Origin of the sequence: Streptomyces sp. NPDC002701 (assembly GCF_042889045.1) — a bacterium.
Lineage (GTDB): Bacteria > Actinomycetota > Actinomycetes > Streptomycetales > Streptomycetaceae > Streptomyces.
This window is the reverse complement of the sequence record NZ_JBIAQL010000002.1, coordinates 1-24,795: the sequence shown is the minus strand read 5'-3', so window position 1 is coordinate 24,795 and position 24,795 is coordinate 1. Positions and strand designations below refer to the sequence as shown.

Here is a 24,795-nt window from a genome sequence, read left to right as displayed (position 1 = left end):
ACGACGTGCGGCTCCGGTGGGGGCCGGCCGCGCAGTTCCCCACGCCCCTGAAAAGGGGGCGCGGGGAACTGCGCGGTCTTTGGGGGGCGCCCCGCAGGTCGTCACAAGGGCTCGTCCGTGACCCGTTCCAACAGGATCGGCTCCCAGGAGCGCAGCAGTTGGGCGCGCAACACCGACAGCCGGGCCTCGTCGTGGTGGCGCAGGCGGTCGGCGAGGCGGATCAGGGCGTCGCAGCGGGCGAGCCACAGGCCGCGCAGGCAGGGGCGGGCGCCGTAGCCGGCGAGGGTGGCCGCCCGGACGGCCGCGGGGGCGCCGACGGCCAGGGCGAGGCCCGCGATGTCCTCGCCGGGGTCACCGACCACGGCGTCGGTCCAGCCGAGGACCCCGCGGACGCGTCCGTCGCCGCCGACCACGAGGTGCTCGCCCGTCAGGTCGTGGTGGACGAGGAAGGCCGCGCCCGGCTGCGGGGTGAGCTGGGCGGCGGTGGGCGCCGCGAGCTGCTGGAGCCTCGCGGGGTCGAACTCGTCGGCCGCGCCGAGCCGTTCGGCGGCACGTCCGGCCGCGGTCCGGAGCGCTTCGAGGGACCGGGGCGCCGCCTCGGGCACGCCGAGCGCCTCGGCCTGCCGTCCCGGCACCTCGCGCAGTCCGGTGAGCAGCCCCGCCAGGTCGGCCTCGCCGACGGCGGAGACGTCCCGCTGTTCGCCGGACCCGCCGGGGATCAGCGTGTCGAGCGTGTACGTCAGACCGCTCGCCCATTCGCCGTGCGCGATGCTCACCGGGACGGCGACGCCGATGTGCGGGCGTACCAGGTCGCGCAGCCGCAGTTCGCGGCGCTGGCGCCGGGCGGCCGCGCGGTCCGGGGCGAGCCGCAGCACATGGCGGGCGCCCACGAACCAGGTGAGGTGCCCGCCGCCCTCGGCGGCGGGCGTGATCCTGGTGCCGCCGCCGTCCGGGAGCAGGGAGCGGACGAGGCGTCGCACGGTGTCCGCGGTGGGTGTCGCTGCCTGGGTCATGGTCGCGCCGTCCGCCGTTGGGGAGTCCGGGGTGCGGGGTGTGCCGTGGTGGCTGCCGGGAGCCGTCAGTCCACGACGGCCATCTCCCGGGGGGTGTCGTTGAGGCGGCGTCCGCCGTCCTCGGTGACCGTCACGATGTCCTCGATGCGTACCCCGAAGCGGCCCGGCAGATAGATGCCGGGCTCCACGGAGAAGCACATCCCGGGCACGAGCGGCTGCTCCTCGCCCTCGATCATGTACGGCGGCTCGTGGGTGGTGACGCCGATGCCGTGCCCGGTGCGGTGGATGAAGCGGTCTCCGTGGCCGGCCTCGGTGATGAGGGCGCGGGCGACCCGGTCGACGTCCTGGCAGGCGACACCGGGCCGCACGGCCTCGAAGGCGGCCTGCTGGGCGGCGCGGACGATGTCGTGGACGCGCTGCTCCTCGGCGGTCGGCTCGCCGACGTGCACCGTGCGGGAGGTGTCGGAGCCGTAGCCGTGTCTGAGCCCGCCGAAGTCGAGGACGACCGTGTCGCCGCGCTCGATGACCCGGTCCCCCGCCTCGTGGTGCGGGTCGGCGCCGTTCGGACCCGAGCCGACCACCGTGAAGTCCACCTGCTCGTGTCCGTACTCGCGCAGCAGGCCGGCGAGGTCCCCGGCGACGTCCGACTCGCGGCGCCCCGCGAAGGGGACCTTCAGGATCTCCTCGTACGTGGCGTCCGCGGCGGCGCCCGCCGCCGCCAGCCGCTCCAGTTCGGCGGCGTCCTTGACGGCCCGCAGCATCGGCAGTCCCTCGGTGAGGGAGACGTAGGAGGTGCCGGGCAGTGCTTTCTGCAGGCCCAGCAGGTGCAGCGCCCAGGCGTTGTCGCTGACGCCGAAGCGGGCGCCCGCCCCGCCCTTGAGGCTGTGGAGCACGCCCGAGGCGTCGAGGAGCCGGGCCGTCGCGGCGTACGGGTCGTCGCCGTCGGTCCAGTCGCGCAGGGTCAGCGCGGGCGCGCCCACGGCCCTCTCCGCGTCCGGGGCCTCCAGGGTGGGTACGACGAGCACGGGTTCCTGTCCGGCGGCGAGCACCAGGAGGGTGAGCCGCTCGGTGGCCGCGGGCGGGGCGTAGCCGGTGAGCCAGACGAGGTCGGGTCCGGGTGCGACCAGCACCCCGGCGAGCCCCGCCGCCGCGGCGGCCCGGACGGCGCGCTCCATCCGGGCCTGGTAGTCGCCGGCGGTGAAGGGCGCGGGCGTGCCGGTCATCACGTTCCTCCGTGGTCGTCAGGGGGTACGGGCAGCATCCTGCCCGTACGGCGGAGGTGACGCGAGCCGGTCGGCGCCACTTCCGGGACCCGCCGGGCGCCGGAGCGCGCCGGGCGGGTCCCGGACCGGCCGCGCCGGGCGCCGGTCCGCCGGTCCCCTGCGGGCTCAGAGGGCCGCGGTGAAGGGGGTCGGCCGGGTCGTGCCGGTCGTGCCGAACGGCAGTTCCGGGAGCTGTCCCGGCACGAAGCCGTGGGCGCGGCGGGCCAGGTCGGCGGCTCCGTAACGGCGGCAGCCGTAGTGCCAGTTCAGGATGCCGGCCAGCCAGTTCTGCAGCTCGACGACATAGCCCTCCATGATCGCGCGGGCCTCGTCCGAGAGCCCGAAGTCCTCGTACAGGATCGGGAACTCATGGGCGGCGACATGCTGGAACTGCCGCATGCGCTGGGTCATGAGGTCGTGGACGATGCCCAGCCCCGTCGGGTAGTCGCAGCCGAAGAAGTTCTGCACGACGAGGATCAGGTTGTGCACCTCGCCCTCGTACTCGATCTCCTTCTGGTACGAGAAGACGTCGTTGATGAGCATCCCGTAGTCGATCGCGGCGTTCTCCAGCGACCGTACGGGACCACTGCGGTAGACCTCCGGCGGCACCGCGGGGCCGTGGCCCAGACGGCACAGGCTCATGGTGAGGTCGGAGCCGAAGGTGGCACGGCGCATCTCCAGGTAGTCGACGGGGTCGGGGATGCGGTTCTGCAGCTGGTTGGACAGCTCCCACACCCAGCTCTCGGTCATGACCTCCACCGCGGCCCGCATGGTGCGGCGCGCGTCCGGCGTCATCGTGGCCGTCGTGCGGCGCCAGAGGTCGGCGAGGCCGCGCTCCATCGCGTTGGCCGGGGGCGGGATCTCCTCGCCCTCGACGGGCATGCAGGCGGACAGCCGCGCGGTGCACACCTTCGCGGCGGCCAGATCCCTGCAGTGCCCGAACACCATCGGGTAGTAGTCGTCGCCGTACGTCCCCCACACGAGCCACTGCGCGCTGAGGTCCAAAGCCTCCGGAGTGCCGTCCGGATCGAGGCCCGCCGAGCACAGCGGCAGGTCGTAGGCGGCGAGCTTGTCCTCGTCCCAGACGCCCTCCTGGAGGATGCCCATGCTGTGCGCCCACGGGGTGATGCGCCGCCTGGCCCCGTCCAGGTCGGCGTTCAGCCGTACCTGGAAGGGCATGAAGAAGTCGGGCAGCAGGGAGGGGCCCACCTTCTGGTACGGCACGTACGTGTAGGCGCGCAGCCGGTCGGTCCCGGCGGCGGCGAGCAGCGCCCCGACGTCGGCGGCCGAGGTGCCGAGCCCGGTGGGACCGTTCAGCGGCGAGGTCTTCAGTGCCCCTTCGTTCATGTACCGGCTCGACCGCATGTGCCATTCGTGGCCGCCCGCCTGCCAGTCCTGCAGCCCCTGCGCGTACGCGGCGACGGCACGGACCTCGTCCGGGGTGAGGCCCTTCTCCAGGGCCAGCGCGGGGACCTCGGTGAGCGCCGTGTGGTCGAACTGGTGGAGGCGCGAGGAGAGGATGTCGTTCACGGTGTCGGCGGCCTGCTGGGTCGTGCAGCCGAAGAACGTCTCCAGGACGAGCACCCCGTTGGACAGCTCACCCTCCTCCTCGACCTCCCGCTGGTACGAGAACAGGTCGTTGCGCAGGTGGACCGCGTCGGCGAAGGTCTCCATGAGCACGCGCAGCGGCCGGGAGCCGGCGATCCGCTCGGGCACCTCCGCTCGCGCGTACTCCACGAGCCCGGCCGACCAGGGGGCGCCGCCGACCTTGCGGCGCATCTCGATGTACTCGACGGGGTTCGCGATCCGCCCTTCGTTGATGTTGGACAGCTCCCACATCGACTCGTTCAGCAGATGCTCGGTGGCCTCGGCGAAGCGCCTGCGCCATCCCGCCGACATCGAGGGGACCGTGCGTGTCCAGAGGTCGGCGAGGCCGGCCTCGACCGGGTTCTGCGGTTCGGGTACGGGGGCCGACAGGTCCAGCGGCATGAAGAGCGGCAGGCGGTCCAGGTACGCCTTGCCGCCGGAGCGGTCCTGGCTGCGCTTGAAGGTTTCCAGGAAGTGGTCGTCGAAGAAGAACACCCACACGTACCAGTCGGTGATGAGCGAGAGGGCGGGGCCGTCGCACTCGGGATGCGTGTACGCGCACAGGAGTCCGTAGTCGTGCGCGTCGAGGTCGGACTGCTCCCAGATGCCGGAGCCCTCCAGCATGCCCATTTCGCGGGCCCATGCACTCGTGTGGGCGCGTGCCTCGTCGACGTGCGGGTTCAGCCGCGCGGGGTACGGCAGGTAGAAGTGCGGGAGTTCGAACGGCTGCGTCATGGGGCGGCCCTACCCATGGCCATCCGGGGGCACCCGCGGGGCGGGACATGATCGCACCATCGCGTGAACGGATGAGTAGGCGGGCGCCGACCGGGGAAGGGGCGCCCTTTTCACTGCCGGGCCGGACGTCGGCGCCGTCCCCGCGCCGTCCGTCACAGCACCTCGGTGCTGTGACGGACGGCGGCCCGGACCGGGCCCGGGTCAGTGCTGCTGGGTCTTCTGCGGTGTGACTTCGCTCGGCCGTACGACGACGTACCCCTCCCCCTGGAGCATCAGCTGCACGGCCTCGCCCGAGCCGCCGCGGATCATCGAGCCGATGGACTGCGATCGGTGCAGCGAGGTCTGCAGGTTGGCCGTCCAGCCGACGACCGCGTCCGTGTCGACGTACACCGGCCACTGCGGGGAGACCGGGATGACCAGCGGATTGCCGTCGCAGACGAGACCGAGCCTGCCCTGCCCGGTGAAGACGCTGTTGAACAGGCCGCCGCCGGTGACACCGGCACCCTTCACCGTCTTGATCTCGTACTGCAACGAGGCGTCGAAACACAGGACGTTGCGGCCGTTGACGGTGAAGACGTCACCGGGGTCGATGTCGATGATGAAGCAGTTCTGCGCCTCGTGCGCGAACCACGCCTCCCCCTGTCCGCGCACCGCCATGAGCGGCAGACCCTCACCGGTGACGGCCCGTTTGAGCATGCCGCCGACGCCCTGGCCCTTGCGCTCGAACTGCAGATTGCCGCGGTAGGCGATCATCGCTCCCTGCCGGGCGAGCATCTCGCCGTTGACGGCGTACCTGATCGACTTCGCGTTCTGCACGCTCATGCCCGCCGTGGCGGCCGGCTGCACCATGTACTCGTTGGAAAACAGATCACCCTTCATGGGGGCATCCTGTCCCGGCCTGCGTCCGTTCCACCATCCCGCGACGGAAGAAAGGGCGGGGGCGGTCGACGCCCGCTCGCGTCGACCGCCCCCGCGGGGCCTTTCGGCCCCACCCTGTGGGGGGTGGCAGGGTGCTCCAGGGGGTGTTACCCACGGTTCGACCGCGGTTCGACGATAGGGGGCACCGCCGCCCGGCGGATACGGGGAAAACCCTCGATCCGTGGCGGGCACCCCTACGACGGCACCGCGGCGGCGTCGTCGGTGGACGCGAGGAACTGCGTGGCGGCGAGTTCGGCGTACAGCGGGTCGCCCGTGACGAGTTCGCGGTGGGTGCCGACGGCCCGTACCCGCCCGGCGTCCATGACGACGATGCGGTCCGCCATGGTGACGGTGGACAGCCGGTGGGCGACGACCAGCACCGTGGTGGTGCGGGCGACGTCGGCGACCGTGTCGCGCAGCGCGGCCTCGTTGACCGCGTCGAGCTGGCTGGTGGCCTCGTCGAGCAGCAGCAGCCGGGGCCGCCGCAGCAGGGCGCGGGCGATGGCGACCCGCTGCCGCTCACCACCGGAGAGCTTGGTGCCGCGGTGGCCCACGAGGGTGTCCACGCCCTTCGGCAGCCGGTCGACGAGGGAGTCGAGCCGGGTGGTCCTGAGCGCGCGGAGCAGTTCGCTCTCGTCGGCGTCGGGGTTGCCGAGCAGCAGGTTGTCGCGGAGGCTGCCGGACAGGACGGGCGCGTCCTGCTCCACGTAGCCGATGGCCGACCGCAGCCCGGACACGTCCCAGTCGGTGAGGTCGCGGCCGTCCAGCGTGATGCTTCCCTCGTCGGGGTCGTAGAACCGCTCGACGAGCGAGAACACGGTGGTCTTGCCCGCGCCGGAAGGTCCCACGAAGGCGGTCATGCCGCGCGGGGGCACGGTGAAGGTCACACCGTGGTGGACGTACGGCAGGTCCTCGTCGTAGCGGAAGCGGACGTCCCGGAAGGCGACCGAGGCCGGTTCGGCGCCGGGTCCCGGCAGCGGCGCGGGCTCGGCGGCCGGCTCGGCGGGCAGCCGGCGGGCCTCCTCGATACGGGCCAGGGCGGCCGAGCCGGTCTGGTACTGGGCGACCGCCGCGACGACCTGCTGGATCGGCGACATCAGGTAGAAGACGTACAGCAGGAAGGCGACGAGGGTGCCGATGTCGACGGCCCCCGTGGCGACCCGTGCGCCACCGACGGCGAGGACGGTGATGAAGGCGATCTGCATCGACAGCCCGGCCGTGTTCCCGGCCAGCGCCGACCACTTGGCGGCCCGGACGCTCTGCCGCCAGGACTCCTCGGCCGCCGCGTGCACGGCCTGCTCCTCGCGGTGCTCGGCGCCGGACGCCTTGATGGTCCGCAGCGCGCCCAGGGTCCGCTCCAGTGAGGCGCCCATCGCGCCGACCGCGTCCTGGGCCCGCCGGCTCGCCCGGTTGATGCGCGGCACGATCACGCCGATGACCGTGCCCGCGGCCAGGACCACGCCCAGGGTGACGGCGGTGAGCACGGGGTCGACGAACCCCATCAGCGCGAGGGTGGCCACCAGGGTGAGCCCGCCCGTGCCGAGACCCACCAGCGAGTCGGTGGTGACCTCGCGCAGCAGGGTGGTGTCCGAGGTGATGCGGGCCATCAGGTCACCGGGCTCGCTGCGGTCGACGGCGGCTATGCGCAGGCGCAGCAGGTGCGAGACCAGTCCGCGCCGCGCCCCCAGCACGACGGACTCGGCGGTGTACCGCAGTACGTACGAACCGAGGGCGCCGATCGCGGCGTTGGCCACGACCAGGCCGGACATGGCCAGCAGCGCGCCGGTGATCGCCCGGTCGTGTCCGAGGTCGTCGATCAGCGATCTGGCCACCAGCGGCAGCGCGAGCCCCGCGGCGCCGGTCAGCAGCGACAGCACGGCCCCGAGCAGCAGGGTCCAGCGGTACGGGCGGACGTAGGCGAGGAGCAGCCGCCACGACGGGGTGGCTGCTGTTTCGGTCGGCTGGGCCTGCGGCACGGTGTTCCCCCTGGACGGTCGGCTTCCCCTGCCCCTCCCGGCCGGTGTCCCGCCGCCCCGGCGACTCGGTGTCCTCGCCGGGGCCGTCGTTCAGGTCTTCGTCGAGGCCGTCGTCGGGGCCGCCGTCGAGTCGGAGCGGAAGGGGTCGTAGAAGTATCGCCGATGCCCCGCCGGAGAGGTTCCGGCAGACCCGGCGGGGCCGTTCGTCCGGGGAGGGTGCGGCTCAGTTCCCGCCGGCGAGGGACCAGCGCGGGACGCTGCCCGCGAGGCGGCACGCGAGGAAGTACAGGGGGATCGGCGGGGTGTACGGCGAGTCGCCGGCCGCGTTGTGGATCAGGCGGGGCCGCGCGGAGAGGAGACCGCGGCGGATCCGGGTCCAGGACGGGTCGGCGCGGTGGGCGCCGACGGTGTAGGTGACCGAGGGCGGCCAGCTGACACCGATGTGGGATCCGGCGGGGACGATCCACCACCAGCGCTCGTCGTCCGCGGAGCCGTCGGCGAAGACGCAGCCGACGCGGGGCAGACAGTCCAGGATGCGTTCGCCGTGTTCCCGGGACGTGCCCACCACGTCGCACCCCAGACCGGTGCGCAGTTCGGTGGGGATGACCAGTCGGATCGGACGCTCGGAGGGGGACGTCACGGCGGTACGTGACCACGGGTCAGGGACGTGCTGCAGTTCCATGAGGCAGGGATCCTTCGGCCGAGTGGGGGGTGGGCCGGGTGAGGTGGACGGTGGGCACGGGCCCGGTGGGGGCGAGTTCCCGTGGCTCCGGTGACGACGGCGGGCACGGCGGGGCGGTCTCCGGCCCCGCGGGCAGTACGGCCCAGACGACGCGCCCGGAGCCGTGCGCGGTGTCCCGCACGCCCCAGTCGCTGCTGAGCGTGCCGACCAGCAGGAGTCCGCGGCCGCCCTGGTCGTCGGGTCCCGCGGTGCGCTGCGCGGGGATCGCCAGGCCGCGGTTCTGGTCCTCGACCTCCAGGTGGAGGCGGTGTCCGTCGGTGCGCAGTCTGCACACGATCCATCTGCTCGCCGTGTGCGTGAGCGCGTTGGTGACGAGTTCGGAGGTCACCAGGACAGCGTTGTCACACGCCTCGGGGTCCGTGTCCCACGCGTCGAGCAGTTCGCGCACGTTGCGGCGGGCCAGACCCACCGAGGCGGGTATCGGGGGGAGGCCGAACGCTCCCGTTCTGTGCGGGGGCGTCTTCGCGGGCAGTCGGCCCAATGGCTTGGGGAGAGAGGGCGGAGCCATCGCCGTTCGCCTTTCGTCTGCCTTCGCGCCGGGGGTCAGACCGGCGCCGGTACCGCACGGACCGGTGGTGCCCCGAGGCGCGCGCACCTCGTCGCGGGTGACGGACGGTGACGACCCGCGGTCCGTTCTCCCCCAACTGGGCCGCGTCGTCACGCCGTTCATCCGGCCGGACGGTACGCCCTACTGTGGCACCTGCCAACATCAGCTCGCAACCGGCAAGTTGAAAATTGCAATTCGCGAGGTGCATGCTTCGTCCGTCGAACGGGTGATCGTGACAGACTGCGATCTCGAAGCCCGCTGTGAGGGGGTAAGGCGTGACCGCGGAGACAGACTGGGGTGGCGCGCCCTCCGTCCTGCGCATGATCCTCGGCAGGCAACTGGAGGAACTGCGCACCCGGGCCGGACTCACGTTCGAGCAAGCGGGCGAGGCGCTCGGGGTCAGCCACTCCACCATCCGCCGCATGGAGGCCGCCAAGGTGGCCCGGCTCAGACTCCCGGACGCGGAGAAGCTGCTCCACATCTACGGCGTGCACGACCAGCAGGAGATCGACACCTTCCTGAAGTCGGTCCGCGAGGCGAACAAGCGCGGCTGGTGGCACACGTACCGCGATGTGCTGCCCGACTGGTTCGCCGCCTATCTGAGCCTTGAGCAGGCGGCGCTGCAGATCCGCGCGTACGAGGCGCAGTTCGTGCACGGGCTGCTGCAGACCGAGGAGTACGCGCGCGCCCTCCTGGGCGCCGGCAACCCGCACGCCCCGAAAGAGGCGACGGACCGCAGGGTGGCCCTGCGCATGCGGCGCCAGGAGCTGCTCTCCCGGCCGTCGCCGCCGCGTGTGTGGATCGTGATGGACGAGACGGTGCTGCGGTGGCCGGTCGGCGGTCCCGAGGTGATGCGCGCCCAGATCGACCACCTGATCGAGGTCAACTCGCTGCCGCAGGTCACCCTGCAGATCATGCCGTTCAGGAACGGCCCGCACCCGGCCATGCGGGCCGGCGCGTTCCACCTCTTCCGGTTCCGGGCGCGCGAGCTGCCCGACATCGTCTATCTCAGCGGCCTGGTGGGCGCTGTGTACCTGGACAAGGACGACGACGTCGTGGTCTACCGCGAGGCCCTGGACCGGCTGGGCGCCCAGTCGGCGCCCGCCAGAAAGACCGAGGCCCTCCTCGGTGCGATCCGCAAGGAGCTCTGACGTGCACCACCACATACGCAACGGCATGCCGTCCCGCGATCTCGGTACCCGCGGCTGGTACAAGCCGTGGAGCGACGACGCGGGCGGCGCCTGCGTCGAGGCGAAGAAGCTCGGCGACGGCCGGGTCGCGCTGCGCCAGTCCACCGACCCCGACGGCCCGGCGCTGGTCTTCACCCCGCGCGAGATGACGAGTTTCCTGGCGGGCGTGAAGGCCGGCCGGGCCGACTTCCTGCTCTGAACCCCCGATTCCCCCGCTCCGGCGCGCAGTTCCGAAACTCCTGGTTCCGCTGGAGCGTTCACCGTGGACCGACGACATGATGGGAGATCGGCGTTGCCCGACAACGACGGATGGCCTGCCGACCGGATCGACACCGAGAACGCGCACTCGGCGCGCATCTACGACTACATCCTCGGAGGCAAGGACTACTACCCCGCCGACAGGGAGGCGGGTGACGCCATGGCACGGGAGTGGCCCGCCCTGCCCGTGCACATGCGGGCCAACCGCGACTGGATGAACCGCGCGGTGCGCTGGCTCGCCGAGAACGCGGGGATACGCCAGTTCCTGGACATCGGGACGGGCATCCCCACCTCCCCCAACCTCCACGAGATCGCCCAGTCGGTGGCCCCCGAGTCCCGGGTGGTCTACGTGGACAACGACCCCATCGTCCTCACCCTGTCCCAGGGGCTGCTCGCCAGCAGCCCGGAGGGCAGGACGGCGTACATCGAGGCCGACTTCCAGCACCCGGAGGCCGTGCTCGGCTCCGCCGAGTTCCGGGAGACCCTGGACCTCGGTGAGCCGGTCGCGCTGACCGTCATCGCGATCGTCCACTTCGTGCTGGACGAGGACGACGCGGTCGGTATCGTCCGTCGCCTGCTGGACGCCCTGCCCTCGGGCAGCTACCTGGCGATGACCATCGGCACGGCCGAGTTCGCGCCGCAGGAGGTCGGGCGGGTGGCGCGTGAGTACGCGGCGCGCGGGATGCCGATGCGGCTGCGGACGATCGGTGAGGCCGAGGAGTTCTTCGAGGGACTGGAGCTGGTCGAGCCCGGCATCGTCCAGGTGCACAAGTGGCATCCGGACGGGACGGGCGAGGAGGGTGTCCGCGACGAGGACATCGCGATGTACGGGGCAGTCGCCCGCAAGCCGTAGTACTCCGTCCGGGCGTGCGGTGACGGGGCCGCCGCCCGGCCGGGGCCCGTCGCGCGGTCCCCCGCGCCCCTTCCGAGGCGCGCTCCGAACGGATTCCCGCCGTGTCCGGACAGCACCGGTACGGCCGACAGCGGTAGTGGTCGAACCCCTAAACCGGGGCCGGCCGAAAGGCGGACAACTCCGGCCATGCGGACCCTCACTTGACGACCGGGCGTTACACACGGTTGGCTCCGGCCTGCGAAGAGTCCGGACTGTCGGCACACTCGTCCCGCCGGCCGTCACGGCCACTCGACGCTTCCATCCGCTTGTCGGCCGCACAGCGAGGTGCCGTTTCCCCATGAAGCCCACTCCCTCCCGCCCCCTTCCCGCCAGAACCGCGCGCGGCACGGCCCTGGCCGCCTGCGCCGCCGTCTCCCTGCTCGCGTCCGGCTGCACCGGCTCGGACGGGGCCGACTCGGACGCCACCACGGCGGGCAAGGCGGGCGGCGCCGGGATCAAGGTCGCCCTGATCACCCACAGCGCCCCGGACGACGCGTTCTGGGAGCGGGTGCGCAAGGGAGCCGAGGCGGCGGCCGCCAAGGACGGCATCGACCTGTCGTACCGGAGCGACCCCGACGCCGCGGGCCAGGCGAAACTGGTGCGGGACGCGGTCGCCGACAAGGTCGACGGCATCGCGGTGACCCTGGCGAAGCCGGAGGCGATGAGGGGCGCGGTCGCCGCGGCGAAGTCGGCGGGCATCCCGGTGGTGGGGCTGAACTCGGGTATCGACGCCTGGAAGTCGGGCGGCATCCTGCAGTACTTCGGTCAGGACGAGAGCGTCGCGGGCCGGGCGGTCGGCGACAAGCTGGACTCGCTGCGCTCGAAGCACGCCCTCTGCGTCATCCACGAACGGGGCAACGTCGCCGTGGAGGCGCGCTGCGCCGGCGTGAAGAAGACCTTCGGCGGCCGGACCGACCTGCTCTACGTGGACGGCACCGACTCGGAGGCCCTGATCGACTCCCTCGCCGCCGCGCTGCGGCAGGATCCGACCATCGACGAAGTCGTCATGAACGGCGCCCAGTTCGCCCTGGAGGCCGTCAAGTCGGTGAAGGAGGCGGACAGCAAGGCCGAGATCGCGACCTTCGACCTCAACAACGACATCGTCAAGTCCGTGCAGCGGGGCGATGTGCAGTTCGCGGTCGACCAGCAGCCCTATCTGCAGGGATACCTCGCCGTGGACGCGTTCTGGCTGTACGAGACCAACGGGAACGTCAGCGGCGGCGGCGAGGAACCCGTGCTCACCGGACCGGCGTTCGTCACCAAGGAGAACGTCGCCTCGGTCGCCAAGTACGCGGCCAACGGGACCCGCTGAGCAACGGCACGACATGCCCGAACGGCGCGCGTCTTATAACGGCGATGACAAGGTTTGGGGTACTCACGGTGCGTACGGTCACTTGTACGGATAGCATCCTGCGGACGCCCTGTGTGTACCGGACACGCGGTCACCCGCCCGTGTCCCCCGCCCCGTCGACCACCCCTCCTCCTCCGCGACTTCCCCCTGCTCACCGCTGAACGTACTAGGACGACGATGTCTCCACGGACAGGCGCCCGCCGCCGTCTCGGCTCCATACGTCTCTCGCTGATCCTCCTGGCGCTGGTCCCCAGCGTCACCCTCGCCGCCATGTGGGGTGTGACGACGATCCAGATGTTCTCCGAGGGTCTGCGGCTGCGGGACCAGACGGGGCTGAGCAGGTCGACCGGGGCCATGGGCACCGAGGCGACCCTGGCGCTGCAGAAGGAGCGCAGCCTGTCGGCCGTGCTGATGGCCTCGCCCGGCAGCTCCCGTGCCGCCCTGGACGAGCAGCGGGAGCTCACCGACAAGGCGATCGCGACCCTGGTCGGGCAGTCCGACCGGATCCGGGAGGCGCCCACCCGGATCCGCGACCGGATGTACTCGGTCATCGCCTCGGTGGGAAGCCTGGAGTACTACCGGGGGCAGGTGGACGACCCCACCGACATCACCCCCGAGCAGGCGCTCGACCAGTACACCTCGATCATCGACGACCAGATCCACGCCTTCCAGGAGATCTCCCAGGTCGACGACGGGGACCTCACCTCGCAGGCGGGGCCGCTCGTCGCGCTCAGCCACTCCGCGGAGCTGGTCTCCCAGGAGGACGCCCAGCTGCACCTGGTCTGGCCCGCGCGCGAACTCGACGAGCCGTCGTGGAGCCACTTCACGCAGCTCGTCAACGCCCGGCGCTTCCTCGTCGAGGACCAGCTCGTCCCCTCGCTGCGCGGCTCGGTGAAGGCACAGACCGAGCGGATCCTCCAGGGCCCGGAGTGGCGGTCCCTGGAGACCGTCGAGGAGATGGTGCTCGGGGCCCGGGCGCAGGACGGCGACGGCGGGAAGATGGCCCTGCCGGACGCGCAGAAACGTTGGAACACGGCGTTCGACAAGCTCTCGGAGCAGTACAGCGCCCTGATCCGCCAGGAGACCTCGGCGCTGCTGGAACGCAGCGACGACCAGGCCCAGGGGCTGCTGATCAAGGCGGCCGCGCTGAGCGCCGGCGGACTCGTCGCACTGCTGGTGTGCGTCATCATGTCGTGGCGCATCACCCGCTCCCTGTCCCTGCGGCTGCGCGGGCTGCGGATCGCGACCCTCAGCCTGGCGGAGGAGCGGCTGCCCGACGTGGTCGCGCGGCTCGACCGCGGCGAGACGGTCGACGTGGAGTCCGCCACGCCCGAGCTGGACTACGGCCGGGACGAACTCGGTCAGGTGGCACAGGCGTTCAACACCGCCCAGCGCACGGCGGTCAACACCGCGGTGGAACTCGCCGACACCCGGCGCGGTTTCCAGAAGGTCATCCTGGGCATCGCCCGGCAGAGCCAGAACCTGGTCAACCTGCAGCTCACCAAGCTCGACGCGCTGGAGCGCGAACACCAGGACCCGAACATCCTGAAGGGCCTGTACGAACTCGACTCCACGGCGAGCCAGCTGCGCCGCTACGAGGAGAACCTCGTCATCATCAGCGGCGAGCGGCCGGGACGCAGCTGGACCGAGCCGGTCGCCCTGATCGACATCCTGCGCAGCGCGGTCGGCGAGGTGGCCGAGTACCAGCGGGTGGAGGTGCAGGCCGACGAGGAGGTGTTCCTCGCCCCGCCCGCGGTGGCCGACGTCATCCACCTGCTGGCCGAGCTCATCGACAACGCGACCACGTACTCCCCCGCGCCCAGCCCGGTCGGCGTACGGGCCGGCCTGGTCGCCAAGGGTCTCGCGGTGGAGATCGAGGACCGCGGTCTCGGCATGTCCGAGGAGGACTACTCCTCGTTCAACGCCCAGCTGGCGCAGCCTCCGCAGTTCGACGTGGTGGCGCTCGCCGACGACCTGCGGCTCGGCATGTTCGTGATCGCCCGCCTCGCCACGAGGCACGGCATCGCCGTCACGCTGCGTCCCTCGCCGTACGGGGGAACGACCGCGATCGTGCTGATCCCGCACGACATCGTGGTGCGCGAGTCCCCGGAGTCCGCCGGCGGGACCCTGGCGGAGAGCCTGGAGGCGCGGACCCCGGCCGTGGAGCCGGCCGCGGCCGCCGCCCGGAGCACGAGCGCCGGGGCCGCCGAGCCGGACGGGCCCACGCACGAGCGCCCGCGGGACGCGCAGCCCGTCGCCCGGACGCGGACGGCCGAGGTTCCCGCGGCCCGGACCGCCGCCGCCAGGTCCCATCCCGACGCGGGTGCCGCCAGGGGGCCCGGCGGCATCGCCCCGCTGCCGCGCCGGGTGCCGCAGACCAGTCTGGCCGCCGAGTTGCGCGAGGACTCCACGGCCGACGAGGCCGACGCCTCGCTGGACGACTTCACCGCGGAACGCGCGGCCTCCTCCCTCGCCGGTTTCCAGCGCGGAACGCTCCAGGCGCGTGACAACGACGCGGAACCGACGTACGACCAAGGGGAAGCAGCCACGCCCGAAGGCGCATCCGTCACCTCGACTCCGCCCGCAGACCGCTCATGAAGGACGAAGAAATGACACCCCCCATCCCCGCCACGCACAGCCAGCTCGACCAGCTGCTCACCGGACTGGTGGACCGGGTCGCCGAGGTCAACCAAGCCGTCGTGCTCTCCGAGGACGGACTGGTCGTCAGCAGGTCCACGGGGTTCCTGCGGGACGACGCCGAGCGGCTGGCGGCGACCGCGTCCGGCCTGATGAGCCTCAGCAAGGGCGTCAGCATGGACTTCCGCGGCGGACCGGTACGCCAGGCGCTCATCGAGATGGCCAACAGCTACCTGATCCTCACCACGGCGGGCCCCGGCGCCCATCTGGCGGTGCTCACCAGCAAGGGCGCGGACGTCGGGGTCGTCGCGTACCAGATGAACATGCTGGTGAAGAAGATCGGCGAGCACCTCAGCGCGGCACCGCGGGCCGGCGTCGCCACCGACACTGGCGAGTGAGGTGAACGGAGGCGACTCGGCGGGCCGTCTCGTACGGCCGTTCACGCTGACCGGCGGCCGCACCCGGCCCAGCCGCGCCGACTTCACCCTCATCACGTCGGTCACGACGGTCGATCCGCCGCCCGCCCGGGCCGCCAGACCGCAGCCCGAACACGCCCGGATCCTGCGGCTGTGCGCGAAGCCGGTCGTGGTGGCGGAGCTCGCCGCCCAGCTGGATCTGCCGGTGAGCGTGGTCTGCATCATGCTCTGCGACCTGCTGGAGGCCGGCCGGATCACCGCCCGGGCGCCGCGCGAGATCTCCCGTACCTCGGACTTGGACCTCCTGCAGAAAGTGAGGGACGGCCTTGGCCGGCTCTGACCCCGTCATCCGGGGGACCTCAGCACCCGACACGGTCAAGATCCTGATCGCCGGAGGGTTCGGCGTCGGCAAGACCACCATGGTCGGCTCGGTCAGTGAGATCGTGCCGTTGCGCACCGAGGAGCCGCTCACGGCGGCCGGCCTGGGCGTCGACGACCTGGGCGGCATCCCGGAGAAGCACGCCACCACGGTGGCGCTGGACTTCGGCCGGATCACGCTCAGCCAGGAACTCGTGCTGTACCTCTTCGGCACGCCCGGGCAGCAGCGGTTCTGGTTCATGTGGAACGACCTGGCCATCGGGGCCCTGGGCGCGGTGGTCCTGGTCGACGTCCGCCGCCCGGAGTCCAGCTTCGCCGCCATCGACTTCTTCGAGCGGCGCGAGATCCCGTTCGTGGTCGGCGTCAACGGGTTCCACGGGGAGCACCCCTACTCGCCCGAGGAGATCCGGGACGCCCTGGCGCTGCCGGAGAACGCCCACGTACTCCTGTGCGACGCCCGGGACCGGGACTCGTGCCGGGACGTGCTGATAGCGCTCATAGACCAGCTGATAGCGAACTCGGCCCGCAGCGACGGAACCGGCCGCCCGAGCAGCCTGGCCTGAGAGCTCGGGGGCGTGCGCGCGACGGCGGGCCGCCCCCGCCCCGTCGGCTCGCGGACACCGTGGCGTCACACCGGGCGGGCATGTTCCGGCCGTCCCCCTCCTGCCTCGCCTTGTGACCGTCCGCCCCGCGCCGCGCGGGTGTGACGCGGAAGGACGACGTGCGCCGTGTCCCTGATCCCGCTCGACACCGTCCCCCGGGCGCTCCCCACGCCCGCCCCCGCCCTCGCTGCCACTCCCCCCGCCGTTCCCGCTCCCGCCACGTCCTCTCGCGCCGCCCGCCTGCCTTCCGTCAGGGGCCGGACCCGCTGGGCGCTGACCCTGCTTCCGCTCCTGCTGATCGGGGCCTGGGCGGCGGTCGACCGGCACACCGTCCGTGAGGAAGGCGTCCGGCTGGCCGCCGCGGACCCCTGGTGGCTGGCGGCCGCGCTGCTGTTCACCTGCCTGGGCTGGGTGGCCGCCGCGTGCGTACGGCAGGGCGCCGTCCTGGACCGGCTGCCGCCGGGGCTGCTGCTCGCCTCGCAGTTCGCCGCCGGCGCCGCCAACCATGTGCTGCCGGCGAGCATCGGCGCCCACGCCGTCACCCTGCGCTTCCTCCAGAAGCAGGACATCCCCCTGCCCCGCGCCACCGCCTCGCTCGCCCTGTACTCCCTGGTCAAGCCGGTCGCCAAGACGCTGGTGCTGCTGGTCTTCCTCATCGCCCTCCCGGATCTGCTGCGCCTCGGTGAACTCGTCCCGGACGAACGGACCGTGCTGCTGGTCACCGGGGCCGTCACCGCCGGGGCCGTCACCGCCGCGCTGCTCGTGACGACCGTACGGCCGCTGCGCCGCCCGGCCCTCGACTGCGTGCGCACCGCCCTGACCGACGTACGGCTGCTGCACAGGCGGCCCGCCCGGATCGCGGCCCTGTGGGGCGGGTCGGCGGCGACGCCCCTGCTGCAGGGCAGCGTGATCGCCACGGTCGGCTTCTCGCTCGGGCTCCCGCTGTCCTGGGCGCAGGTGGTCCTCGCGCTGCTCCTGGCCAGCACGGCGGTCGGGGCCGTTCCCGCACCCGGCGGGATCGGGCCCGTGGACGCGGCGCTGGTGTTCACCATGGCCGCGTTCGGTGCGCCGGTCGCCCTCGCCACGACGACCGTCATCGGCTACCGCGTCCTGACCGTCTGGGTGCCCCTGCTGCCGGGCGCGCTGGTCCTGTCGGCCCTGGTCCACCGCAGGGTGCTGTGAGCCGCGGCCCGGCTACGAGGCCGTCGTGCCGCCGTGGTCGAGGCGGGCCACATGGGCCACGTTCTCGCGGTCGTCGGCGTCCGTGCCCGGCCCGGTGCCGAACCAGGCGTCGAGGATCTCCCTGAGCAGCGGCTCGGACGTCAGGCGCAGCCCCAGGGCCAGGACGTTGGCGTCGTTCCAGCGGCGGGCGCCCTCGGCCGTGTACGCGTCCGTGCACAGCGCGGCACGTACGCCGGTCACCTTGTTCGCGGCGATCGACGCGCCCGTACCGGTCCAGCAGCACACCACCGCCTGGTCCGCCCGCCCGGCCGCGACGTCACCGGCCGCCGCCGCCGAGCACACCGCCCACCGCGCGTCGTCGCCGGGCCGCAGCGCCCCGTACGCCAGCACCTCGTGGCCCCGCTCGCGCAACTCCGCGAGCAGCGAGCGGGCCACGGGTTCGTCCATGTCCGAGGAGACGGAGATCCGCATGCCGCGCAGAATACTCCGCGGGACGTGGCGTGGCCGGGCGTGCCTCAGGCGAACAGGGCGGTGATCAGGGCGATGTCGTCGTCCTTGTTCTGTCCGAAGCGCTTGAGCAGCAGGTCGCACATCTCCTCGAGATCGTCCGGGCCCGCGGCCACGGCCTCGCGGAACTCGGCGAGGGTGGCGTCCAGATGGGAGGACCGTGTCTCGACGAGGCCGTCCGTCACCATGAGTAGGCGGGTACCGGGAGGCGACGGCACGACGGAGGGCGCCGGGTGCCTGAGCCCCAGGCCGATCAGCGGGCCGTGCGGGTCGTGGAACCTCGGCCCCTCCTGCGGGTCGATCACCAGCGGGGGGATGTGACCCGCGTTGGCGATGTGCAGGCGGCGTGCGTCCGGTTCCACCAGCACCAGGCAGAGCGTCACGGTGATACCGGGCTGGGACTGCCCCAGCAGCGTCTCGAGGCGGTCCAGGATGTGGTGCGGCGGGTGGCCCTCGATGGCGTAGGCCCGTAGCGCGTGGCGCACCTCGCCCATCACCGTCGCGGCCGTCACCGAGTGCCCGACCACGTCCCCGATGGCGAGCAGCAGGCCGTTGACCGTCTCCACCGCCTCGTAGAAGTCCCCGCCGATCTCCGCGTGCTCGGAGGCGGGCAGGTAGCGGAAGGCCAGGTCCACGCCGGGGACGGACGGCAGTTGCTTGGGCAGGAACGAACGTTGCAGCGCCAGCCCCAGGGCGTGTTCCTCGTTGTAGGTCCGCAGCGCCTCCAGGGCCAGGGCACTGGCGTTGGCCAGCTGCTGCAGGAGCTGCTCGTCGTCGGCGCTCTGCAGGGAGGTCGCGGGGACGGCCAGGCAGACCGGGGGACGGCCCCGCTTGGTGCGGGACACCGCGAGGGCGACGTCCCCGGTGAGGTGGTCCCCCGGCAGCAGGACCTGCCACTGCGCGTGCGGGACGCGGACGATCGTGACGCCGGTGTCCTGGTTCAGGCTGCGGGCCGCCAGCTGCTTCAGCAGGACCGCGTTGACGGCCTGGATGCGTACGGGGGCCTGCGGATCGTCGGTCATGCTGTGCACGGCCTGCGCCTGGGGCGAGAGGAACACCGCGCTGGCCGGGCCGGTCAGGAGGGCGGCCGCGCCGCCGGTGGCCGCCGCCGCGAACGAGTGGAAGCCCACGGCGCTGTAGACGTTCAGCGTCGCCCGGTTCAGCGCGATGAGGCGCTGGGCGAGGCGTTCGGCGCGCTGCCGGGCCCTGGCGTAGCGCAGGGTGGCGGTGACGGTGGCGAGGAGTTCGCCCGGGTCGATGGGCTGGTCGAGGTAGGCGTCCGCCCCCCGCCTCAGACCCTCGGCGTGGTCGGCGGGGCTGATGGCGGCGGCGGAGATCTGGATGACCGGCAGATGGGCGGTCCGCGCGTTGCCCTTGATGCGCTCGCTGACCTCGAAGCCGCTCAGGTCGGGGAGCCGGACGTCGACGATCGCGATGTCCGGCAGCGGGCCCGGCCCGCTGTCCACCCGGGCGAGGCCCTCCTCGCCCGTACGGGCGCTGATGACGGTGTGCCCCGCGCGCCGCAGCCAGCTGGTGAGGACGTAGAGGTTCGTCTCGTTGTCGTCGACGACCAGGACGGTCGCGGGCAGACGTTCTTGTGCGCTGTCGGTCACGGTCCGCCCTTTCGGTTCTGGGTGTTCACGTGCTCGTGGCCGAGGTCCGGCAGCCGGACCTCCACGCGGGTGCCGACACCCACGGTGCTGGTGAGGGTGAGGGTGCCGTTGAGCAGTTCGGCGAGCATACGGGCGTAGGGCAGGCCCAGGCCGGTGCCGGGTCGTCCGCGCTGATGGGGGCCGCGGACCTGGTAGAACACCTCGAAGACACGGTTGAGTTCCTCGGGCGGGATGCCGACCCCCGTGTCCGTGACGGTGAACACGACAGCGGGGTCCGTCGGTTCGGGATCGACCCGGACGTCCAGGCGCACCTCGCCGCGCTCGGTGAACTTCAGGGCGTTGGAGACGAGGTTGCGCAGGATACGGACCAGCAGCGTCTCGTCGGTGACCAGGGTGGGCTGCTGTTCGAGACGGGGCGTGACGAAGGTGACCCCGTCGTCGCCGCGGCCGCCCGGGAAGAGGCCGCTGAGGTGGGCGACCAGCAGGCGCAGGTCCACCGGTTCCGGATGGATGTCGAGGTGGCCGGCTTCCGCCTTCGCGACGTCCAGCAGGTCGCTCACGAGCGACAGGAGCGTGTGCCCGGAGGACGCGATGAGCTCGATCTGTTCCCGCTGCTCGTCGGTGAGGGCGTGGGAGTCGGGAGCGAGCAGCAGCGTGGAGAGCGCGACCACGGCGTTGACCGGGGTACGCAGTTCGTGGCTGATGTTCGTCCAGAAGCGGGTCTTGGCCTCGCTCGCCTCCAGCAACTGCTGCCGCTTGTCCTCCAGTTCGGAGTGCAGCGCCAGGACGCCGCTGTTGGTCGTCTCCAGTTCCTGTGTCAGCTCGGTGTAGAGCGCCAGCACGCCCCGGTTGGTCTCTTCCAGTTCCTCGTTGAGCTGGCGCAGTTCCTCCCGCTGGGCGCGGGTCTCCTCCAGGGTGGCGATCAGGTCGCGGGTCTGGGCGCGCAGGTCGTCCGCCTCGGTCGACCTGGTGACGCCTTCGAGGATCTTCCGCAGCCGGGCGCGCTGTCCGGCCGTGCCGGCGCCGCCCGCCGGGAGCGGCTGGGTGACGATGATGCGGCCGCCCGCCGGACCGGCCTCGTGGTCGATCCGTACGAGCCTGGCGGCGAGGTCGAGCGTCTCCTTCGCCGGGGGCGGGCCGCCGGTCCAGGCGAAGGTGACGAGAAGTGCCGTCGGGCGGCCCGGCGGGACCAGGTCGAAGGAGACCTCCAGGCCGTGGCAGCCGAGCCGGTCCCGTCCGAGTTCGCTCAGCGCGGTCGCCAGCCGGACCTGGTCCTGGCGCTCGAACGCCAGTGCCGCCGCTGCCTGTTGCGCGGTCCGGCGCAGACCGAAGACGTCCTGCACCGAGGACAGGACGAAGGACGCCACCGGGTCGGCGGACCCGGAGGCGGCGGGGCGGCCGTCGTGGGACGCACCGCCGCGGGGGTTGGAGTCAGCCGCCACGCTCATCCCGTCCCTCGCCGGTCACCAGGCCCCCTTGACCACGACCACGCTCGCGTCGTCCCGCCGTGCCCCCGCTTCCCGCAGCAGCTGGCCGGCCATGACGAGCGGGGTGTGGTGCAGCAGACCCGGCAGGTTTCCGTGGTCCCAGCGTTCGGTGAGCCCGTCGGAGTGCATCACGAGCGCGCCGTCCTCCGGGAGGGGTTCCTCGAACGTCCGCAGTCGCCGCATGTGCGAACCGACGATGCCGGGAGCGGACAGCAGGGCCTTGCGTCCGCCGCCGCCCACGAGGAACCCGCTGACGTTGCCGATGCCGCAGTACCGCACGCGTCCCGCGTCGGGCTCGATCCGCGCCACGGCGACCGCTCCGCCGCGGGTGCCCCGCAGGGCCGCGTGCACCGCGTTGAGAACGCCGTCGGGGCCGAGGTCGCCGGTGGCGTGGAACGCCTTGACCGCTGCCTGGCTCGCGCGGGCCGCGAGCGGCCCGTGGCCCAGGCCGTCACAGAGCATGACCAGGATCGCCGGGCGCTGTCCGGGACCGGCCGCCGCGACACTCCGCACGGCCCACGCGTCCCCGCACACGGTCTCGCCGCTGATGGGCCTGGTCACGCCGTCGGCGCGGGACGACCCCGCGGAGGCGACGACGGGTCTGCCGTCCGCGGTGCGCGGCCAGAACTGCGCGGCCAGCACCGTCCCGCGGCCCGGCAGGGAGTGCAGGTCGAAGTGGTCGGCGAGGCGGGCGACCGCGCCGAGCCCGATGCCCAGGGTGCCGGCGCTGGAGTTCCCGTCGGCCAGGGCGGCGGGCACGTTCGCCATCCCGGGTCCCGCGTCGACGGTGAGGAACTCCATGCCTGCCTGGTCCCCGGACCGCACGACGCGCAGCAGCAGCGCTCCGTCCTCGGCGTGCCGCTGCAGGTTCGTGGCGGCCTCGGTGACGGCGAGGGCTATCTCGGCGGACCGGTGGCCGCTGAGGCCGAGGCGCCTGGCCAGGGTGGCGGCCGCGCCCCGGGCGGACACGGCCAGCGAGGGGCCGTCCCGGAACCAGGCCACGTCCTCGCCGGCCAGGGTGAGCGCGGTGTTCACCGCACCCACTTGGTGATCGTCACGGTCGTCCCCTCGCCCGGCGCGGTCTCCAGGCGGAAGTCGTCGACGAGACGCCGGGTACCGCTGAGGCCGAGCCCCAGTCCGCCGCCCGAGGTCCAGCCGTCCGTCATGGCCTGCTCGACGTCGGCGATACCGGGGCCGGAGTCCTCGAAGACGGCCGCCACTCCCCGCTTGCCGCCCGCACTGACCAGCCCGGCGGTGACCGTGCCGCCACCGCCGTAGATCAGGGTGTTGCGCGCGAGTTCACTGGCCGCGGTGATCATTTTCGTCTGGTCGACCAGGGACAGCTTGCACTGCTGGGACAGGGCCCGCACGGCCTGCCGGATGTGCACGAGATCGCCGCTGCGCGCTATGGGATAGACCTGTGGCTTCTCTCCCACGGCCCAGGGCGCCGTCACCGCAAGGCCGAACTGGTGGACTGGCGGAGCTTCGCCAGCCCCTTCTCCAGGTCCAGGGCGGTGTCGACGCCGCCGAGGGAGAGGCCGAGCTCGACCAGGGTGATGGCCACGGCGGGACGCATGCCCACCACCACCGTCCTGGCGTCGAGCACCCGGGAGATGGCGGCCACGGTCGCCAGCATGCGTCCCACGAAGGAGTCGACGATCTCCAGTGCGCTGATGTCGATGATGACGCCGCGGGCCGACTTCGCCACGATCTGCTCGGCCAGGTCCTCCTGGAGGTTCAGCACCATCTGGTCCTCCAGATCGAACTGGACGGACACCAGCAGGGTGTCGCCGATCCGCAGGATCGGAATGCGCTCGCTCATCGCCGTGTGTCCTCGTGGGCGACCAGGTCCACGCCGGACCTGCGCAACGCCAGTTTGAGGGCGTCGGCGAGGCTGGCCTTCGTCACGATGTCGTCGAACTCGATGCCGAGCGCGACGATGGTCTGCGCGATCTGCGGGCTGATGCCGGAGACGGTGCACTCGGCGCCCATCAGCCGGGCGGCGACGATGGTCTTGAGCAGGTGCTGGGCCACCTGGGTGTCCACCGCGGGCACGCCGGTGATGTCGATGATCGCCTGTTCCGAGCCCGTGTCCACCAGGGCCTGCAGCAGCTTCTCCATCACGACCTGCGTCCGCGCCGAGTCCAGCGTGCCCACCAGCGGCACCGCGATGACCCCGTCCCACAGCCGCACCACGGGCGTGGACAGCTCCATGAGCTGCTCCGCCTGCGCGGTGATGATCTCGTCCCGGGTCTGCGTGTAGCTCTCGATCGTGAAGAGGCCCAGGCCGTCCAGGATGCGGCCCAGCTCCAGATAGGCACGGATCTCGTCGACGGACCCCTCCTGCAGGACGGGTTCGAGCACCCGCTTGAGGGCGAAGACACTGAAGGCGGTCTCGGTGGGCGAGAACCCCTGGCGGGCCCTGTTCCGCGACAGTTCCGTCAGCAGGGCGCGGATCTCCGACATCTGCTCGGAGTGGACGTCGGTGGCCCCCTGGCGCAACGCGTCCACCAGGGCTTCGTAGAGCTCCCGAAGCTCGCGGTCGAGTTCGGCCGTGCCGACCCGGCCGCCCAGCGACCCCGACACCTCCCGCACCCACGTCGCGGCCAGGTCCTGACCCTCTACCGACAAGAGCCCGACCAGGTCCACAGCGTTGTCTCGCTTCGCCATTCAGGCGCTCCTTCAGTGTTCCTATTTACGTGTCATCACTGGCCCGTGCAGCCTACGGCACCGGCCATAGCAGACAGTCGTGGCCGTGGAGCAGCGGCCGTGCGCGGATGCTGTGCAGCCGGGGCCGGTGTCCAGGACGTGTCGGAGCGCCCGCCGGATCCCGTGACCGGGCCGGACGGGTGCATGTCTGTCACCATGTTCCCCAGGTGGCGCGTGGGCACAACCGGAACGAAGGTGGGCCAGAGGTGGAGTCAGCCGGCAACGGTGGCGCGCGGCCGCCGGGCGCCCCCGCCCTCACCGCCGCCCTCTCCCTGGACGGCGGCGGCTCCCGTATCGCCGCGGCACGTCACTTCGCAGCCGGCTTCCTCACCCGCGCCCATACGGACCACGGCGTCCCGGTCTCCGCCCGCGCGACGGACCTCACCCAGTTGGTGGTGAGCGAACTGGTCACCAATGCCCACAAGTACGCGCCGGGCCCCCTGACGATGGAGCTGCGCATCGCGGACGCCATGGTGACGGTGACCGTGCGGGACGGCGTCCGTGCCCGGCCGACCGCCCGCCCGGTCGATCCGCGCAGGGTCGGTCAGCACGGCCTGGAGATCGTCATGGCCGTCGCCCACGCGTTCCGGGTCGACCTGGAGCCGGCCGGCAAGAGCGTCACCGCGTCCATCGCCCTGGCCGACCAGCCGGCCGCCGGCGGCTCCGGGACCGGCTCCGCCGCGCGCTGATCCGCCGGTCCCGCGTCAGGCGGCGAGGAGTCCGGCGCGGAGGCGGTTGAGGGTGCGGGTGAGCAGGCGGGAGATGTGCATCTGGGAGAGGTCGAGGGCGGCGC

The 24,795-nt window shown here is 72.3% G+C and carries 24 protein-coding genes; 10 read left to right on the top strand and 14 right to left on the bottom strand.

Annotation, left to right across the window (positions count from 1 at the left end; genetic code table 11):
• Positions 1–101: 101 nt before the first annotated feature.
• The 7 genes from ACFYXC_RS04575 to ACFYXC_RS04545 form a co-directional block, all read right to left on the bottom strand.
• On the bottom strand, positions 102–1,013 hold the full coding sequence (locus tag ACFYXC_RS04575; protein WP_389546860.1) for an aminoglycoside phosphotransferase family protein: 912 nt from the start codon (positions 1,011–1,013) through the stop codon (positions 102–104).
• 65 nt (positions 1,014–1,078) lie between these two features.
• Positions 1,079–2,236 carry a M24 family metallopeptidase gene (locus ACFYXC_RS04570; protein ID WP_389546857.1) on the bottom strand — a complete coding sequence of 386 codons (1,158 nt, stop codon included), beginning with the start codon at positions 2,234–2,236 and terminating at the stop codon, positions 1,079–1,081.
• Between the two features lie 165 nt (positions 2,237–2,401).
• Complete coding sequence (gene cyc2 / locus ACFYXC_RS04565; protein ID WP_389546854.1) at positions 2,402–4,597, bottom strand: germacradienol/geosmin synthase Cyc2; 2,196 nt, start codon at positions 4,595–4,597, stop codon at positions 2,402–2,404.
• A 201-nt stretch (positions 4,598–4,798) separates the two neighbouring features.
• Positions 4,799–5,476, bottom strand: a complete 678-nt coding sequence (locus tag ACFYXC_RS04560; RefSeq protein ID WP_388908001.1) for an AIM24 family protein — start codon at positions 5,474–5,476, stop codon at positions 4,799–4,801.
• A 233-nt stretch (positions 5,477–5,709) separates the two neighbouring features.
• On the bottom strand, positions 5,710–7,491 hold the full coding sequence (locus ACFYXC_RS04555) for an ABC transporter ATP-binding protein (protein WP_389546850.1): 1,782 nt from the start codon (positions 7,489–7,491) through the stop codon (positions 5,710–5,712).
• 223 nt (positions 7,492–7,714) lie between these two features.
• Positions 7,715–8,173 (bottom strand): hypothetical protein, encoded by a 459-nt coding sequence (locus tag ACFYXC_RS04550; RefSeq protein WP_389546847.1) that lies wholly within the window; start codon positions 8,171–8,173, stop codon positions 7,715–7,717.
• Complete coding sequence (locus ACFYXC_RS04545) at positions 8,151–8,642, bottom strand: ATP-binding protein (protein WP_389546844.1); 492 nt, start codon at positions 8,640–8,642, stop codon at positions 8,151–8,153. The genes ACFYXC_RS04550 and ACFYXC_RS04545 overlap by 23 nt, the downstream gene beginning before the upstream one ends.
• Positions 8,643–9,055: 413 nt before the next feature.
• On the opposite strand from ACFYXC_RS04545, the gene ACFYXC_RS04540 reads away from it, so the two are divergent.
• The 9 genes from ACFYXC_RS04540 to ACFYXC_RS04500 all read left to right on the top strand — a co-directional run bounded on the left by ACFYXC_RS04540 (position 9,056) and on the right by ACFYXC_RS04500 (position 17,686).
• Entirely contained in the window at positions 9,056–9,931 is an 876-nt protein-coding gene (locus tag ACFYXC_RS04540) for a helix-turn-helix domain-containing protein (protein ID WP_388908009.1), read from the top strand.
• 25 nt (positions 9,932–9,956) lie between these two features.
• On the top strand, positions 9,957–10,169 hold the full coding sequence (locus tag ACFYXC_RS04535) for a DUF397 domain-containing protein (protein ID WP_362780771.1): 213 nt from the start codon (positions 9,957–9,959) through the stop codon (positions 10,167–10,169).
• A gap of 93 nt (positions 10,170–10,262) precedes the next feature.
• Positions 10,263–11,081 carry an SAM-dependent methyltransferase gene (locus ACFYXC_RS04530; RefSeq protein WP_388908011.1) on the top strand — a complete coding sequence of 273 codons (819 nt, stop codon included), beginning with the start codon at positions 10,263–10,265 and terminating at the stop codon, positions 11,079–11,081.
• A 337-nt stretch (positions 11,082–11,418) separates the two neighbouring features.
• Positions 11,419–12,432, top strand: a complete 1,014-nt coding sequence (locus ACFYXC_RS04525; protein WP_388908013.1) for a substrate-binding domain-containing protein — start codon at positions 11,419–11,421, stop codon at positions 12,430–12,432.
• 216 nt (positions 12,433–12,648) lie between these two features.
• Entirely contained in the window at positions 12,649–15,069 is a 2,421-nt protein-coding gene (locus ACFYXC_RS04520; RefSeq protein WP_389546840.1) for a nitrate- and nitrite sensing domain-containing protein, read from the top strand.
• Positions 15,070–15,080: 11 nt separating this feature from the next.
• Positions 15,081–15,506: a roadblock/LC7 domain-containing protein gene (locus ACFYXC_RS04515; protein ID WP_388908017.1), complete on the top strand. Its 426-nt coding sequence runs from the start codon at positions 15,081–15,083 to the stop codon at positions 15,504–15,506.
• Position 15,507: 1 nt separating this feature from the next.
• The gene (locus ACFYXC_RS04510) at positions 15,508–15,864 is read left to right on the top strand and encodes a DUF742 domain-containing protein (RefSeq protein WP_189770589.1); all 357 of its coding nucleotides are present in this window, start codon (positions 15,508–15,510) and stop codon (positions 15,862–15,864) included.
• Positions 15,851–16,465, top strand: a complete 615-nt coding sequence (locus tag ACFYXC_RS04505) for an ATP/GTP-binding protein (protein WP_388908020.1) — start codon at positions 15,851–15,853, stop codon at positions 16,463–16,465. The genes ACFYXC_RS04510 and ACFYXC_RS04505 overlap by 14 nt, the downstream gene beginning before the upstream one ends.
• Positions 16,466–16,630: 165 nt before the next feature.
• On the top strand, positions 16,631–17,686 hold the full coding sequence (locus ACFYXC_RS04500) for a YbhN family protein (RefSeq protein WP_389546836.1): 1,056 nt from the start codon (positions 16,631–16,633) through the stop codon (positions 17,684–17,686).
• Positions 17,687–17,698: 12 nt separating this feature from the next.
• Here ACFYXC_RS04500 and ACFYXC_RS04495 read toward each other — a convergent pair whose 3' ends face one another.
• The 7 genes from ACFYXC_RS04495 to ACFYXC_RS04465 are packed head-to-tail and all read right to left on the bottom strand — an operon-like array spanning position 17,699 to position 23,963.
• Complete coding sequence (locus ACFYXC_RS04495; RefSeq protein ID WP_388908024.1) at positions 17,699–18,157, bottom strand: RpiB/LacA/LacB family sugar-phosphate isomerase; 459 nt, start codon at positions 18,155–18,157, stop codon at positions 17,699–17,701.
• Positions 18,158–18,201: 44 nt separating this feature from the next.
• Positions 18,202–19,806, bottom strand: coding sequence for a SpoIIE family protein phosphatase (locus ACFYXC_RS04490; RefSeq protein WP_388908026.1), 1,605 nt, complete (start codon positions 19,804–19,806; stop codon positions 18,202–18,204).
• Positions 19,803–21,254, bottom strand: a complete 1,452-nt coding sequence (locus ACFYXC_RS04485) for a sensor histidine kinase (protein ID WP_389546832.1) — start codon at positions 21,252–21,254, stop codon at positions 19,803–19,805. The genes ACFYXC_RS04490 and ACFYXC_RS04485 overlap by 4 nt, the downstream gene beginning before the upstream one ends.
• A gap of 15 nt (positions 21,255–21,269) precedes the next feature.
• Entirely contained in the window at positions 21,270–22,337 is a 1,068-nt protein-coding gene (locus ACFYXC_RS04480) for an ATP-binding SpoIIE family protein phosphatase (RefSeq protein WP_389546829.1), read from the bottom strand.
• Complete coding sequence (locus ACFYXC_RS04475) at positions 22,325–22,729, bottom strand: anti-sigma regulatory factor (RefSeq protein WP_389546826.1); 405 nt, start codon at positions 22,727–22,729, stop codon at positions 22,325–22,327. Before ACFYXC_RS04475 ends, ACFYXC_RS04480 begins: the two co-directional genes overlap by 13 nt.
• A gap of 14 nt (positions 22,730–22,743) precedes the next feature.
• Positions 22,744–23,115, bottom strand: a complete 372-nt coding sequence (locus ACFYXC_RS04470) for an STAS domain-containing protein (protein WP_388908034.1) — start codon at positions 23,113–23,115, stop codon at positions 22,744–22,746.
• Positions 23,112–23,963, bottom strand: a complete 852-nt coding sequence (locus tag ACFYXC_RS04465) for an STAS domain-containing protein (RefSeq protein WP_389546823.1) — start codon at positions 23,961–23,963, stop codon at positions 23,112–23,114. Before ACFYXC_RS04465 ends, ACFYXC_RS04470 begins: the two co-directional genes overlap by 4 nt.
• A 245-nt stretch (positions 23,964–24,208) precedes the next feature.
• Between ACFYXC_RS04465 and ACFYXC_RS04460 the strand changes: the two genes are divergently transcribed.
• Positions 24,209–24,691 carry an ATP-binding protein gene (locus ACFYXC_RS04460; protein WP_388908038.1) on the top strand — a complete coding sequence of 161 codons (483 nt, stop codon included), beginning with the start codon at positions 24,209–24,211 and terminating at the stop codon, positions 24,689–24,691.
• Positions 24,692–24,795 lie beyond the last annotated feature (104 nt).

Excerpts from the sequence above, each read along its gene's own strand:
- ACFYXC_RS04575 (WP_389546860.1), bottom strand. The coding sequence starts at position 1,013 with ATGACCCAGGCAGCGACACCCACCGCGGACACCGTGCGACGCCTCGTC.
- ACFYXC_RS04570 (WP_389546857.1), bottom strand. The coding sequence starts at position 2,236 with ATGACCGGCACGCCCGCGCCCTTCACCGCCGGCGACTACCAGGCCCGG.
- cyc2 (WP_389546854.1), bottom strand. The coding sequence starts at position 4,597 with ATGACGCAGCCGTTCGAACTCCCGCACTTCTACCTGCCGTACCCCGCG.
- ACFYXC_RS04560 (WP_388908001.1), bottom strand. The coding sequence starts at position 5,476 with ATGAAGGGTGATCTGTTTTCCAACGAGTACATGGTGCAGCCGGCCGCC.
- ACFYXC_RS04550 (WP_389546847.1), bottom strand. The coding sequence starts at position 8,173 with ATGGAACTGCAGCACGTCCCTGACCCGTGGTCACGTACCGCCGTGACG.
- ACFYXC_RS04535 (WP_362780771.1), top strand. The coding sequence starts at position 9,957 with ATGCCGTCCCGCGATCTCGGTACCCGCGGCTGGTACAAGCCGTGGAGC.
- ACFYXC_RS04525 (WP_388908013.1), top strand. The coding sequence starts at position 11,419 with ATGAAGCCCACTCCCTCCCGCCCCCTTCCCGCCAGAACCGCGCGCGGC.
- ACFYXC_RS04520 (WP_389546840.1), top strand. The coding sequence starts at position 12,649 with ATGTCTCCACGGACAGGCGCCCGCCGCCGTCTCGGCTCCATACGTCTC.
- ACFYXC_RS04515 (WP_388908017.1), top strand. The coding sequence starts at position 15,081 with ATGACACCCCCCATCCCCGCCACGCACAGCCAGCTCGACCAGCTGCTC.
- ACFYXC_RS04495 (WP_388908024.1), bottom strand. The coding sequence starts at position 18,157 with ATGCGGATCTCCGTCTCCTCGGACATGGACGAACCCGTGGCCCGCTCG.
- ACFYXC_RS04485 (WP_389546832.1), bottom strand. The coding sequence starts at position 21,254 with ATGAGCGTGGCGGCTGACTCCAACCCCCGCGGCGGTGCGTCCCACGAC.
- ACFYXC_RS04470 (WP_388908034.1), bottom strand. The coding sequence starts at position 23,115 with ATGAGCGAGCGCATTCCGATCCTGCGGATCGGCGACACCCTGCTGGTG.
- ACFYXC_RS04465 (WP_389546823.1), bottom strand. The coding sequence starts at position 23,963 with ATGGCGAAGCGAGACAACGCTGTGGACCTGGTCGGGCTCTTGTCGGTA.